The following is a 13,459-nucleotide window of genomic DNA, read 5'->3' as shown; positions in this document are numbered from 1 at the left end:
ATTTGGGGACCGCCAGATAGTGCGTTTTCTTATTGTAAAACCGGCTCTTCCTGCAAAGGTGCCGCATCCGGTGCCGCTTGTTCTGATACCTTAATATTGCGGTAAATGGAGTAACCAGTGCCGGCTGGTATCAGCTTGCCGATGATGACATTCTCCTTCAAACCGATCAAGTAATCGATCTTGCCCTTGATAGCAGCTTCGGTCAACACCTTAGTGGTCTCCTGGAAAGAGGCCGCCGACAAGAAGGAATCAGTATTCAGCGAAGCTTTGGTTATACCTAAGAGCATGGGCGAGCATACCGCAGGAAGGCCTCCTTGCTCAATGACCCGGCGGTTCTCTTCTTCAAAGCTGGAAACATCCACAAAGGCCCCGGGCAGCATGGAGGTGTCTCCCGAGTACTCGATCTTGACCTTCTTCAGCATTTGCCGGATCATGATCTCGATGTGTTTGTCGCTGATGTCAACCCCCTGGGAACGGTACACCTTCTGCACTTCCTGCAGGATATAACGCTGCACATCCTGCATGCCCTTGGTCTTGAGGATGTCATGGGGATTTAAAGGACCCTCGGTCAGGGCATCACCCAGTTCTACCCAATCACCTTCCGCGACCTTGAGCCGGGAACCGTAATGCACCAGGTAAGACCCTAGCTGTTCCTCCTCATCGCCCAAAATAATAACTTCCCGGCGGCCTTTGTTCTCCGACAGTTTGACCCTGCCGGTAGCTTCGGCCACCACCGCCTGACCTTTAGGTTTGCGTACCTCAAAAAGTTCCTCAACACGGGGCAGACCACGGGTGATGTCTTCGCCGGCCACACCTCCAGTGTGGAAGGTACGCATGGTCAACTGTGTACCGGGCTCGCCAATGGACTGCGCAGCTAGGATGCCGACCGCTTCGCCAATCTCGACATCGTAGCCGGTGGCCAGGTTGCGGCCGTAACATTTCTTGCACACCCCGTGTTTGGTCTTGCAGGTTAAAACGCTTCTTATTTTTACCCGGTCAATACCGGCTTTCTCAATAGCGTTGCCTACATCATCATTGATCATTTCATTTTCATGCACCATAACCTCTCCGGTTATCGGATGATGAATGCTGTCTACCGATACCCGGCCGATAATGCGCTGATGGAGAGGCTCAATAAGCTGTGAACCTTCCGTGATCTTCTCCACATAGATGCCTTCCACGGACTCACAGTCATCTTCCCTGACAATTACATCCTGAGATACGTCCACCAGTCTACGGGTCAGATATCCGGAGTCAGCGGTGCGCAAGGCGGTGTCAGCCAGGCCTTTACGGGCCCCGTGGGTGGAAATGAAGTATTCTAGAACTGTCAAACCCTCACGGAAGTTAGCCTTGATGGGCAGGTCGATGATCTTGCCTGAAGGGTCAGCCATCAGCCCCCTCATGCCTGCCAATTGGCGGATCTGCTGAAAATTACCGCGGGCTCCGGAGACAGCCATCATATAGACCGGGTTGTCTTCGGGCAGCGACGCTTTGAGGGCATCGGTGACATCATCGGTAGCCTGGTTCCATATCTCCACCACCTGGCTGTGGCGTTCATCTTCGGTGATCAGGCCAAACAAGAAGTCTTCTTCGATACTGTCCACCACCTGCTCGGCTTCAGCCAGGATGCGCCCTTTGGCTTCAGGGGTTTCAAAATCGGTGACCCCTACGCTAATGCCGGCCTTGGTACTGTACCTGTAGCCCAGGCGTTTGATGCCGTCAAGCATCTCAGCGGTGCGGGCATTGCCTTCACGCTGATAACATTCATAAACAATGTTGCCCAGTTTCTTTTTGTCTACCACTTCATTGTGAAAGCCAATGCTGTCAGGCATGACTTCATTGAATATGACTCGGCCTACAGAGGTCTCCACAATCTCGTTATAATGGTGTTCGTCATTGATAGTGAAGGACATCTTGACACGGATTTTTTCGCGCAGCTCAATTTGACCCAGTTCGTAGGCCATAAGGGCTTCTTCAGGACTGGAAAAAGAGCGCAGTGTATCCGCGGGGCGGTTCAGCTCTTCCTGGCTCATATAGGTCAGGTAGAACATGCCGATGACCATATCCTGGGTGGGGGTGCACACCGGCTTGCCATCCTTGGGATTGAGGATGTTGTTGCTGGCCAGCATCAACAACCTGGCCTCAGTCTGGGCTTCAGCGCTCAAGGGCACGTGCACCGCCATCTGGTCACCGTCGAAGTCAGCATTATAAGCTGTGCATACTAACGGATGAAGCTGCAGGGCGCGGCCTTCCACCAGGACCGGCTCAAAAGCCTGTATGCCGAGACGGTGTAGGGTGGGGGCGCGGTTTAACAGCACCGGATGTTCTTTGATTACATCATCTAAGATATCCCAGACCTCTTCTCTCCCGCGTTCCACCATTTTCTTGGCGCTCTTTATGTTGGAAGAGATGCCGCGGTCGACCAGCTTTTTCATGACAAAGGGCTTAAACAGCTCCAAAGCCATCTCTTTGGGCAGACCGCACTGGTGCATCTTGAGATTGGGACCGACCACTATAACTGAGCGACCCGAATAGTCCACCCTTTTGCCGAGGAGATTTTGCCGGAATCGGCCCTGTTTGCCCTTTAGCATATCGCTAAGGGATTTCAGGGGACGGTTTCCAGGCCCGGTGACGGGACGACCGCGACGGCCGTTATCTACCAGAGCGTCTACAGCTTCCTGCAACATGCGTTTCTCATTGCGCACGATGATATCTGGTGCACCCAGGTCCAAAAGGCGTTTTAGACGGTTGTTGCGGTTGATCACCCGGCGGTACAGGTCGTTTAAATCAGAGGTGGCAAAACGCCCCCCGTCGAGTTGTACCATGGGACGCAACTCCGGCGGAATGACTGGTAAAACATCCATTATCATCCATTCCGGATCATTACCTGAAAGGCGGAAAGACTCCACTACTTCCAGGCGCTTGATGGCCCGTCCTTTGCGCTGCCCGGTGGTGGTGGCTATCTCTTCTTTCAGTTCCTCTGACATGCTCTCCAGTTCTATCTCACTCAACAGCACTTTTATGGCTTCAGCGCCGATACCAGCTTTGAAGGTATCTCCGTAACGCTCCCGGTTTTCACGGTAGTCCTTCTCATTGAGCAACTGTTTTCTCAACAAGGGGGTGTCGCCGGGGTGGATTACGATGTAATTAACAAAATAAATGACTTTTTCCAAAACTTTGGGGGACATGTCCAATAACAGGCCCATACGGCTGGGTATGCCCTTGAGGTACCAGATGTGTGACACCGGGGCGGCTAGTTCAATGTGCCCCATGCGCTCCCGCCGCACCTTGGAGGTGGTCACTTCCACACCACAACGGTCGCAGACTATGCCGCGATGACGGACCCTTTTGTATTTGCCGCAATGGCATTCCCAATCTTTTACGGGGCCAAAGATCTTCTCACAGAACAGCCCTTCTTTTTCAGGTCTTAAGGTGCGGTAGTTTATGGTCTCAGGTTTTTTGACCTCCCCACTGCTCCAGGAACGGATCTGTTCGGGTGAAGCCAGGGCAATTTTAATCCGCTCAAAGTTATTGACATCTAACAAGGCAGACTCTCCTTTCCAGCAGTTACAGCACTGTCAACGAGCCTTTATAGAACAACTTTAATCGAGATATTCTTCCGGTTCTTCGCCCTCATCCAGGGCATCCACATCCAGGACTTCATCGTCCAAAATATCCTGGTTCAATACCTCTTCATCCAAATTTTCAGGGTCTAAAAGGTCTTCGTCGGTTTGATCGGCACTGTCATCGGCATCCGGCTCCCCGGCAGCATCCACTTCTATATATTCACTGCCGCTCTGTGCGGAACGGGCCACGGTGGTTTCAGGCAATTCTAAACCCAGTTCGCGGGCTTTTTCCTTTTCATTGACCTCGTAGTCGATATCCTTGATAGTGATCTCCTGATCATCTTCGGAGAGGATACGAACGTCCAGGGCCAAACTCTGCAGTTCCTTAATCAATACCTTAAAGCCTTCGGGTACACCCGGCTCGGGTATATTATCGCCTTTGACGATGGATTCGTAGGTCTTTAAACGACCTACCACATCGTCTGATTTGACGGTCAGGATCTCCTGCAGGGTATAGGAAGCCCCATAGGCTTCTAATGCCCATACCTCCATCTCCCCGAAACGCTGCCCGCCGAACTGGGCTTTGCCTCCCAAAGGCTGCTGCGTAACCAGGGAATAGGGACCGATGGAACGGGCATGGATCTTGTCATCTACCAGATGGGCCAGTTTCAGCATGTAAACATAGCCCACGGTTATCTCATGGTCAAAAGGCTCCCCGGTGCGTCCGTCATAAAGCACCGCTTTGCCATTGGCCGGAAGCCCGGCCTCTCTCAATTTGGTGAATATGTCTTCCTCATCGGCTCCATCAAAAACCGGGGTGGCGATATTCATGCCCAGAGCCTTGGCGGCCCAGCCCATATGGCATTCCAGAATTTGGCCGATGTTCATACGCGAGGGAACCCCCAGGGGATTTAGCACGATCTGCACCGGAGTGCCATCTTCCAGAAAAGGCATATCCTCTTCAGGCAGGATTCTGGAGATAACCCCTTTGTTACCGTGCCGCCCTGCCATCTTATCACCTTCTGAAATCTTGCGCTTCTGGGCAATGTATACCCTGACCAGTTGGTTTACGCCTGGGGGCAGTTCATCGCCGTTTTCTCTGGAGAAGCGTTTCACCGCTACAACTTTACCGGCCTCACCGTGCGGCACGCGCAGCGAGGAGTCTCGGACCTCGCGAGCCTTTTCGCCAAATATAGCGCGCAGCAGTCGCTCTTCCGGGGTCAGCTCGGTCTCCCCTTTAGGAGTGACCTTGCCCACCAGGATATCATCGGCACGCACTTCAGCCCCCACCCGGATTACCCCCTGGTCATCCAGGTTCTTCAACATGTCTTCAGATACATTGGGGATGTCCCGAGTGATCTCCTCAGGTCCCAGTTTGGTGTCACGGGCCTCACACTCGTATTCCTCTATGTGAATGGATGTAAATACATCTTCTTTGACTAATCTTTCGGAGATGAGGATGGCGTCCTCGTAGTTATACCCTTCCCAGGGCATGAAGGCCACCAGGACGTTGCGCCCCAAGGCCAGCTCACCGTTGCAGGTGCTGGGCCCGTCAGCAATAATCTCGTTGGCCTCCACTATGTCACCGGTCCTCACAATGGGCCGCTGATTATAGCAGGTGCCTTGATTGGAGCGCACAAATTTAAGCAGGTTATGGACTTCTATGCCTCCATCGTCATTGTCGATGACGATGCGGTCGGCACTGACCTTACGCACCCGTCCGGCCTTTTTGGATAAGACCACCGCACCCGAATCCTTGGCGGCCTTGTATTCCAGTCCCGTGCCTACTATGGGTGCCTGGGTGCGTATCAAGGGCACGGCCTGACGCTGCATGTTAGCTCCCATCAGGGCACGGTTGGCGTCGTCATTTTCCAAAAAGGGAATCAGCGAGGTAGCCACACTGAAAACCTGTTTGGGAGAAACGTCCATATAGTCTACGCGGTTTACCGGCACCTCAAGGATTTCCTCAGCGAAGCGGGCTTCCACCCGTTCCCCCTTAAAATAGCCATTTTCATCCAGGGGGGAGTTAGCCTGAGCTACCACGAATTCTTCCTCTTCGTCGGCAGATAGGAAGTTTATCTCTTCCAATACCCGGCCACTCTCTTTGTCTACCTTACGGTAGGGGGTCTCGATAAAACCGAAGTCATTGACCCGCCCGAACGTGGCCAGGGAGCCGATCAGTCCGATGTTGGGACCTTCAGGGGTCTCGATCGGGCAGATTCTGCCGTAGTGGGAATGGTGCACGTCACGGACCTGGAATCCGGCCCGCTCACGGGTCAGACCGCCTGGCCCCAGAGCGCTTAAGCGCCTCTTATGGGTGAGTTCGGCCAAGGGGTTGGTCTGGTCCATAAACTGCGATAACTGCGAACTGCCAAAGAATTCCTTGACGGCAGCGGTAATGGGGCGGATGTTGATTAAGACCTGCGGGGTCAGACTTTCCACATCGTGTATGCTCATGCGTTCACGCACCACGCGCTCCATGCGCACCAGGCCAGTGCGGAACTGATTCTGCAGCAGTTCACCGATAGACCTCAAGCGGCGGTTGCCGAGGTGATCTATAACATCGGTCTTGCCTTCGCCCAGAATGAGGCGGATCAGGTAGCCGATGGTAGCAGTAATATCTTTTACGGTTAGATGCCTGGTTTCCACCGGAATATCCAGACCCAGTTTCTTATTGACCTTGTAGCGTCCCACCTGGGCCATGTCATAACGTCGCGGATCGAAGAAGAGGTTGTTCAAAAGCTGTTCCGCGGCATCTTCCGTAGCCATTTCTCCGGGGCGGAGGCGACGGTAGAATTCAATTAAAGCTTCTTTTTTATTGGTGGTGGTATCCTTGTCCAGGGTTTTGGCAAGGATCTCTTCCTGGTCGTACAGACTGAGAATGGCATCATTGGTCTCAAAGCCGATGCATCTTAAGAGAACCGTCACCGGTATTTTACGGGTCTTGTCGATGCGGGTATAGATGACCCCGGCACTGTCCATCTCCAATTCGAACCAGGCGCCACGGTTGGGGATAATTGTAGCACCATACAACTTGTTGCCGGCCACGTCTACCCGGTCATTAAAATATACCCCGGGGGATTTAACCAGCTGACTGACCACAACACGTTCTGCTCCATTAATAATGAAGGTTCCTTTGTCGGTCATGAGGGGAAGATCGCCCATGTAGACCTCAGATTCCTTGATCTCCCCGTTCTCTTTATCTGTAAGCCGCACCTTCAGCTTCAAGGGGGCTTGATAGCTAACATCCCTTTCTTTGCATTCATGAACCTCGTATTTGGGTTCACCCAGGCTGTAATCGATAAAGCCTAATTCCAAATTGCCGGTGAAATCAGATATGGGGAATACTTCCTGTAAAGCTTCCCGCAGACCCTTTTCGATGAACCAGCGGTAAGAACTGAGCTGCACCTGTATCAGGTTGGGAAGCTCAATCGGTTCGTCGATCCTCGAGTAACTAAGCCGCTGGACTCGACCATACTGTTCAACTTTTGCCATCCAGTGTTCACCCCTTTTTTTTAATCCGAAAAGAGTGAAAAGCAAGGCCTAATCTAAAACCTCGCTTTATACGAAACTACCCCAAGCATTTATACCATGAAGCCATTTAGTTTATACTAAATGGCAATTACTAATGTTAGCACATGAAATGCCGGAGGTCAAGGATTTTATATTAATTTTTTGTCTCTTCATTATTATCTTTTAAATTTGCTTCGGCTTGCTCTACGGTGGGAATCTCAGTTAACACGATATTATCCAATGAATAGCGGGCATCGATAAGCCGCTCCATACGCTTGACCTGCCGCCTGTAGGCCATCCACACCAGACCCCAGCCGATAACCAGCAGACTGATGATGGAAGGCAAGATCTCGATGGTTATGGCAATCATGGCGAAGCGATACTCTTCAGTCTCGGCCTGAGGTGCCGTTTTCCAAGTGGCCGTGAAGCCTTGTGACCATTGCGATTTAACTGCCGGCTTAGCCTTCATTATTAAGCCGGGAACTTCGATTTTGACCTGTCCCCAACCATCCCGGGTCAAATCGTAAAAGGTGGTGCCTTCCTGATAGGTTGTCGATTCCAAATTAATTCTGGTGATTTTGACCGCCAGGTAATCCTTGGTTTTGGCCACGATAGGCAGACGGTCGGGAAGCTGATTGTAAGTCGTCCAGCCCTGGGTCTGGCGGCTGTAGGTGTCAGTCTGTGAGGTCTTTTCCCATCCGCCCGCTGGACTGATCAGATCTGGACGGTCGGTGACAATGGTCTCAGTGAGTACCTGGTCGTTTTGCCAGGTCAGGGTCCATTCGTATTCGGCAGCTGATGCCTGTGCAGGACAGACCAAGAAAAAAACCAGGATCATAAAAAGCAGACTAGGCCTCATATTAAATCATCCCCCTATCCCCGTTGTTAACCCTTCCCATTATTTAACCTTTCTATAATATATTGCTGCAGCCAGCAGGGTTAATATAATCTTATTACGAATTTCCTAATAAAAAAAGGTGCTGCCGTCAGCAGCACCTCTTTTACTTGCCCAGCACTATTTAATTTCCACAGATCCGCCGGCTTCTTCGATCTTGGCTTTAATGTCAGCAGCTTCCTGTTTGGTGACTTTCTCTTTGATGGGGTTAGGAGCTCCGTCGACCAGGTCCTTGGCCTCTTTAAGGCCCAGGCTGGTGAGCTCGCGGACTACTTTGATGACATTGACTTTCTTCTCGCCGGAAGAGGTCAGGATGACATCGAACTCGGTCTGTTCTTCTTCGGGCTCAGCTGCAGCAGCGGGCGCAGCGGCAACAGCCATAGGGGCAGCGGCGCTTACGCCAAATTCTTCTTCCAGAGCCTTGACCAGTTCGGAAAGCTCCAAAACCGTAAGACCTTTGACGATATCGATAACTTCTTGTACTTTACTCATGTAAACAAACCTCCTGTTTTCTCTTTTATTATTTAAACATATATGCCATCGGTTAGCCGGCCGCTTTCTGTTCGCGAATCTGATCAATAGCCCTGGCTAATCCGGTTATGTTGGCGTTAAGCACATAAACCAGGCTGGTGATAGGAGCCTGCATGGTCCCCACCACTTGAGCCAGCAATACTTCCTTGGGCGGCAGATCAGCTAAAGCCTTGATACGGTCTGAGGCTACCACTTGACCCTGTACGATTCCGACCTTAACCTCCAGTTTCTTTCGTTCTTTGATGAACTCATAGATGGTCTTAGCGGGAGTCACCAGGTCATCATCGCTGAATAGAACCGCATTAGGCCCGTCGATCTGGTTGACGATCTCATTGTATCCGCAGTTTTCTAGGGCGAATTCCATCATAGTATTTTTGACCACCCGGTATTCGACTCCGGGAATGCGCAATCGATTCCTCAAAGTGGTCATTTCTTCCACATTCAAGCCGCGATAGTCGGTGAAAATGATCAGCCCGGCTTTATCGATCCTTTCTTGCAATTGTTGAACCACTTTTTGTTTTTCTTCTAGTTTCGGCACTATACTTCACCCCCTTTTCGTGATTTGGCCTACAAATCAAAAACCTCTGCAGCCTGTGCAGAGGTTATCCAATAGTCGATAAAAATCTATTCGATCATAACCTCGGCTGGCGAACGGCGTTCTTTAAGGTTTCCCACCGGCTGTCTACAGTTTTGATTTGCAGTTTTATGTTTATTTGGCTATTTGCTCATGGCAGCCAATACCAGCGGATTGATTTTAACCCCTGGACCCATGGTCGAGCATACCGTGACCGAACGCATATACTGACCCTTAGCTGCTGCTGGACGAGCCTTGATCAAGGCTTCGGAAAACACCGTGAGGTTTTCCTGCAGCTTATCAACATCGAAAGACACCCTGCCTATCGGGGCATGGATAATGGAGGTTTTGTCCACCCGGTATTCGATGCGTCCTGCCTTGAGTTCTTTGATAGTGCGGTCGATGTCAAAGGTGACAGTGCCTGATTTGGGGTTAGGCATCAGACCACGCGGGCCCAATATTTTGCCTAATTTGCCCACAACCGCCATCATATCCGGCGTAGCCACGGCTACATCGAAATCGAACCAGCCGCCCTGAATCTTTTCAGCCAGGTCTTCAGCGCCGACAAAGTCAGCCCCGGCATTCTCGGCTTCCTTAGCCTTTTCTCCTTTAGCAAATACCAACACTTTACGGGTTTTCCCGGTTCCGTGGGGCAGGCTGACCGTACCTCTGACCTGCTGATCTGCGTGGCGGGGGTCCACCCCTAATTTGATGTGAACTTCTACGGTCTCGTCAAATTTGGCCTTGGCGATATCTTTGACTATCTGCAAAGCCTGAGCCGGTTCGTACAATTGTGTTCTGTCAATCTGTTGGGCAGAGTCCTGATAGGATTTGCCTCTTTTCATTAAGGTATACCTCCTTGTGGTTAGTGCGGATTTAATCCTCCCACATTGTCTATCAGTCGACTATTTCCAATCCCATGCTGCGAGCGGTACCTTCGATCATGCGTATAGCCGAGTCCAGGTCAGCCGCGTTCAGATCGTCCTTTTTGGTCTCAGCGATCTCTATGATCTTGGCCCGGGGCACTTTGCCGACCTTCTTCTGGTTGGGCTCGCCGGAGCCTTTGTCAACACCGGCAGCCTTTTTCAAGAGGTCTGAGGCCGGTGGCGACTTTAATACGAAGGTAAAGGAGCGGTCTTCGAAAACGGTGATCTCCACGGGTATGATGTAACCTGTCTTATCAGCAGTCCTGGCGTTGTAGTCTTTGCAAAATCCCATGATGTTCACACCGTACTGGCCTAGTGCAGGCCCGACCGGCGGAGCCGGGGTGGCTTTTCCGGCGCTGATCTGTAATGATATCTTGCCAATTACCTTTTTAGCCAACTTTTCACCTCCTCCTTATAGTTTTTCAATTTGTTCATAATCCAGTTCGACAGGGGTTTCCCGGCCAAACATGGAAATATTGACCCTGACTTTGCCTCTATCCGGGAGCAATTCTTTGACAACGCCCTCGAAATTGGCAAACGGACCAGTGCGCACCCGGATGTTCTCACCGATCTCTATATCGATAAATTTGGGTTTGCTCTCGATCAGGCCCATTTGACGCAAGATTTTGTTGATCTCGTCTTCACGCAGGGGGATGGGTTTGCTGCCGCTGCCCACGAATCCAGTTACTCCTGGGGTATGGCGTACCACATACCAGGAATCCTCGCTCATGATCATATTCACCAGGACATATCCGGGGAACACCCGCTTGCTGGTGACCTTGCGCTTGCCGCCCTTATATTCGACCTCTTTCTCCTCCGGGATCAAGACGTCAAAGATCTTATCCTGCATGTTCATGGATTCTACTCTTTTAGCCAGGTCCACCTTGATTTTATTTTCATATCCAGAATAGGTATGGACCACAAACCATTCTCCCCGGGTCTCAGGGACAGCTTCAGCGGCAGTTCCGATTTCTTCCGGCAATTCGGATTCGATTTTAGGCGTGGTCATGGGAACTACCTCCTTTAAGCAAAGGCTTTAAATAATCTGTCCAGGGCAAATGACAATCCCATGTCGAAGATCCAGATAAGTATGGCTACGAAGGCTACCGATACCAGCACTACGCCGGTATAGGCCAAGAGTTGCTGGCGGCTGGGCCAGTGCACCTTTTTCAGCTCATACCATACACCTTGCATGAAACCTTTGATCTGGTCCCATCTGCCTTTGACATTGTCATCCTTTTTGGCAGGATTGTTGTTCTTAGTCAAAACTTTCACATCCTGATCTACTTAATTTCCTTATGGACGGTATGGGTATTGCAGAATCTGCAGTACTTTCTCACTTCGACCTTCTCGGTGTGTTTCTTTTTATTCTTGGTGGTTGTATAATTGCGCTGCTTGCACTCGGTGCAGGCTATGGTAATACCGACTCTCATGCTTTGACACCTCCATCCTGGTACACAAAAATCCTAGAATACTCTATCACAACGCAAGCGGGGTGTCAATGATACCTGCTTTTGGTTAGAAATGACAGCAGGGGATGAACCCCTGCTCTTAACAGCGTTTATGTTAGTGCTCTAGCTTAACTGATGGAAGTGACCACGCCGGCGCCCACGGTCCTGCCGCCTTCACGGATAGCGAAGCGCAGTCCCTGCTCGATAGCGATGGGAGTGATCAGTTCGATAGACATCTGCACGTTGTCTCCGGGCATTACCATCTCCACTCCCTCGGGCAGCTGGATGATGCCGGTCACGTCAGTGGTCCTGAAGTAAAACTGGGGGCGATAGCCGCCGAAGAACGGGGTGTGCCTTCCGCCCTCTTCTTTGGTCAGTACATATACTTCGGCATTGAAATTGGTCAATGGTTTGATGCTATTAGGCTTGGCCAATACCATGCCTCTTTCCACTTCTTTGCGGTCCACACCTCTTAACAGGGTGCCTATGTTGTCCCCCGCCTCAGCATAGTCTAAAAGCTTCCTGAACATCTCAACTCCGGTGCATACGGTCTTTCTGGTCTGCTCCCGCATCCCTACGATCTCTACCTCATCACCTACTTTGACCTGTCCGCGTTCTACTCTGCCGGTGGTCACCGTACCGCGTCCGGTGATGGTGAATACGTCTTCTATGGGCATCAGGAACGGTTTGTCTACCGCTCTCTCCGGTAAGGGGATGTAGCTGTCTACTGAGTCCATCAGTTCCCAAATGCGTCCGCACCACTCGCAGTCACGGCTCCCGCATCCGCATTCTAAGGCTTTTAAGGCTGAACCTCTCACTACCGGCAGGTCGTCTCCAGGGAATTCATAGAAGCTCAACAGTTCACGCACTTCCATGTCGACCAGTTCCAACAGTTCTTCGTCATCCACCATGTCGACCTTGTTTACGAATACCACGATGTAGGGCACTTCTACCTGTCTGGACAACAGGATGTGCTCTCTGGTCTGCGGCATGGGGCCGTCAGCACCGGATACCACCAGGATGGCTCCGTCCATCTGCGCCGCGCCGGTGATCATATTTTTGATGTAGTCGGCATGACCCGGGCAGTCCACATGGGCATAGTGCCGGTTCTCGGTCTGATATTCCACATGGGAGGTGTTGATGGTGATACCTCTTTCTTTTTCTTCCGGGGCTTTGTCTATTTCAGCATACGACGTCGCCTTCGCGCCCCCGACTTTGGATAAGACCAGAGTTATCGCCGCCGTCAAGGTGGTCTTGCCATGGTCGATGTGTCCGATGGTCCCGATGTTTAGATGGGGTTTCGTCCTTTCGTATTTAGCCTTTGCCATCTGTTCTCTCACCTTTCCCCTTTCAGTTTGGGTTATAGCATATTAAACCAGCCAACAATATTTTACCCAATCAGTAAGTAAAATAAAAGAAGTGAGAGAAAACTCTCACTCCGATTCGCATATGGTAGCGGCGAAGGGATTTGAACCCCTGACACTACGGGTATGAACCGTATGCTCTAGCCAGCTGAGCTACGCCGCCGGATGGAGCCCTTAACCGGACTTGAACCGGTGACCTCATCCTTACCAAGGATGCGCTCTGCCGACTGAGCTATAAGGGCAAGTAGCCCTCTGCGAGGACTACCGATTTCAATTCCCTCACGGGAAAACACTTTTATGGTTGCCCCCTGCGGGGACTCCCGAGTTCAATTCCCTTACGGGAAAACATTGTTATGGTTGCGGGAGCCGGACTTGAACCGGCAACCTTCGGGTTATGAGCCCGACGAGCTACCAACTGCTCCATCCCGCGTCATTTATGGTGGAGGGAGAAGGATTCGAACCTTCGAAGGCTGAGCCAACAGATTTACAGTCTGCCCCCTTTGGCCGCTTGGGTATCCCTCCAAGTTGATTCTTGGAGCCGAGCACAGGATTTGAACCCGCAACCTGCTGATTACAAATCAGCTGCTCTACCCTTGAGCTAGCTCGGCTCAGCAAATAATATTGTATACGCTAGGCCAA

At 51.4% G+C, this 13,459-nt stretch carries 11 protein-coding genes, 5 tRNA genes and 1 other annotated feature; all 16 genes read right to left on the bottom strand.

The genetic code is table 11. From position 1 onward, the window contains the following. Window positions 1-29: 29 nt before the first annotated feature. The 16 genes from rpoC to AC15IQ_RS04360 all read right to left on the bottom strand — a co-directional run bounded on the left by rpoC (window position 30) and on the right by AC15IQ_RS04360 (window position 13,428). Window positions 30-3,545, bottom strand: coding sequence for a DNA-directed RNA polymerase subunit beta' (gene rpoC, locus AC15IQ_RS04435; protein WP_483177469.1), 3,516 nt, complete (start codon window positions 3,543-3,545; stop codon window positions 30-32). A gap of 57 nt (window positions 3,546-3,602) precedes the next feature. Further along, window positions 3,603-7,061 (bottom strand): DNA-directed RNA polymerase subunit beta, encoded by a 3,459-nt coding sequence (gene rpoB, locus AC15IQ_RS04430; protein WP_483177468.1) that lies wholly within the window; start codon window positions 7,059-7,061, stop codon window positions 3,603-3,605. 172 nt (window positions 7,062-7,233) lie between these two features. Next, the gene (locus AC15IQ_RS04425) at window positions 7,234-7,938 is read right to left on the bottom strand and encodes a hypothetical protein (RefSeq protein ID WP_483177467.1); all 705 of its coding nucleotides are present in this window, start codon (window positions 7,936-7,938) and stop codon (window positions 7,234-7,236) included. A 156-nt stretch (window positions 7,939-8,094) separates the two neighbouring features. After that, window positions 8,095-8,466, bottom strand: a complete 372-nt coding sequence (gene rplL / locus AC15IQ_RS04420; protein ID WP_483177466.1) for a 50S ribosomal protein L7/L12 — start codon at window positions 8,464-8,466, stop codon at window positions 8,095-8,097. Between the two features lie 52 nt (window positions 8,467-8,518). After that, on the bottom strand, window positions 8,519-9,043 hold the full coding sequence (rplJ, locus tag AC15IQ_RS04415) for a 50S ribosomal protein L10 (RefSeq protein WP_483177465.1): 525 nt from the start codon (window positions 9,041-9,043) through the stop codon (window positions 8,519-8,521). A 28-nt stretch (window positions 9,044-9,071) separates the two neighbouring features. Beyond that, window positions 9,072-9,211 (bottom strand) — a sequence feature (ribosomal protein L10 leader region). An 11-nt stretch (window positions 9,212-9,222) separates the two neighbouring features. After that, a complete protein-coding gene (gene rplA, locus AC15IQ_RS04410) occupies window positions 9,223-9,924 on the bottom strand; it encodes a 50S ribosomal protein L1 (protein ID WP_483177464.1) in 702 nt (233 codons plus the stop codon). Window positions 9,925-9,976: 52 nt separating this feature from the next. Beyond that, complete coding sequence (rplK, locus tag AC15IQ_RS04405; RefSeq protein WP_483177463.1) at window positions 9,977-10,402, bottom strand: 50S ribosomal protein L11; 426 nt, start codon at window positions 10,400-10,402, stop codon at window positions 9,977-9,979. A gap of 15 nt (window positions 10,403-10,417) precedes the next feature. After that, on the bottom strand, window positions 10,418-11,014 hold the full coding sequence (nusG, locus tag AC15IQ_RS04400; protein WP_483177462.1) for a transcription termination/antitermination protein NusG: 597 nt from the start codon (window positions 11,012-11,014) through the stop codon (window positions 10,418-10,420). A gap of 14 nt (window positions 11,015-11,028) precedes the next feature. Next, the gene (secE, locus tag AC15IQ_RS04395) at window positions 11,029-11,280 is read right to left on the bottom strand and encodes a preprotein translocase subunit SecE (RefSeq protein ID WP_483177461.1); all 252 of its coding nucleotides are present in this window, start codon (window positions 11,278-11,280) and stop codon (window positions 11,029-11,031) included. Between the two features lie 8 nt (window positions 11,281-11,288). Beyond that, window positions 11,289-11,438 carry a 50S ribosomal protein L33 gene (rpmG, locus tag AC15IQ_RS04390; protein ID WP_483177460.1) on the bottom strand — a complete coding sequence of 50 codons (150 nt, stop codon included), beginning with the start codon at window positions 11,436-11,438 and terminating at the stop codon, window positions 11,289-11,291. Window positions 11,439-11,584: 146 nt separating this feature from the next. After that, window positions 11,585-12,784, bottom strand: coding sequence for an elongation factor Tu (tuf, locus tag AC15IQ_RS04385; protein ID WP_483177459.1), 1,200 nt, complete (start codon window positions 12,782-12,784; stop codon window positions 11,585-11,587). A 122-nt stretch (window positions 12,785-12,906) separates the two neighbouring features. After that, window positions 12,907-12,983 (bottom strand) — tRNA-Met (locus AC15IQ_RS04380). Window positions 12,984-12,986: 3 nt separating this feature from the next. Beyond that, a tRNA-Thr gene (locus tag AC15IQ_RS04375) sits at window positions 12,987-13,062 on the bottom strand. A gap of 112 nt (window positions 13,063-13,174) precedes the next feature. Continuing rightward, a tRNA-Met gene (locus AC15IQ_RS04370) sits at window positions 13,175-13,250 on the bottom strand. 7 nt (window positions 13,251-13,257) lie between these two features. Further along, window positions 13,258-13,342, bottom strand: a tRNA-Tyr gene (locus AC15IQ_RS04365). Between the two features lie 11 nt (window positions 13,343-13,353). Next, window positions 13,354-13,428: transfer RNA gene (locus tag AC15IQ_RS04360), tRNA-Thr, on the bottom strand. Window positions 13,429-13,459 lie beyond the last annotated feature (31 nt).

The organism is Syntrophomonas sp. DTU019 (assembly GCA_913757435.1).
In the GTDB taxonomy this organism is placed as follows: Bacteria; Bacillota; Syntrophomonadia; order Syntrophomonadales; family Syntrophomonadaceae; genus DTU019.
Note: the sequence above shows the minus strand (reverse complement) of the source record. Positions and strands in the feature narration are given on the sequence as shown.

What these genes read in the sequence shown, in the direction of transcription:
- rpoB (WP_483177468.1), bottom strand. Translation starts at nt 7,061, where the DNA reads ATGGCAAAAGTTGAACAGTATGGTCGAGTCCAGCGGCTTAGTTACTCG.
- AC15IQ_RS04425 (WP_483177467.1), bottom strand. Translation starts at nt 7,938, where the DNA reads ATGAGGCCTAGTCTGCTTTTTATGATCCTGGTTTTTTTCTTGGTCTGT.
- rplL (WP_483177466.1), bottom strand. Translation starts at nt 8,466, where the DNA reads ATGAGTAAAGTACAAGAAGTTATCGATATCGTCAAAGGTCTTACGGTT.
- rplA (WP_483177464.1), bottom strand. Translation starts at nt 9,924, where the DNA reads ATGAAAAGAGGCAAATCCTATCAGGACTCTGCCCAACAGATTGACAGA.
- nusG (WP_483177462.1), bottom strand. Translation starts at nt 11,014, where the DNA reads ATGACCACGCCTAAAATCGAATCCGAATTGCCGGAAGAAATCGGAACT.
- rpmG (WP_483177460.1), bottom strand. Translation starts at nt 11,438, where the DNA reads ATGAGAGTCGGTATTACCATAGCCTGCACCGAGTGCAAGCAGCGCAAT.
- tuf (WP_483177459.1), bottom strand. Translation starts at nt 12,784, where the DNA reads ATGGCAAAGGCTAAATACGAAAGGACGAAACCCCATCTAAACATCGGG.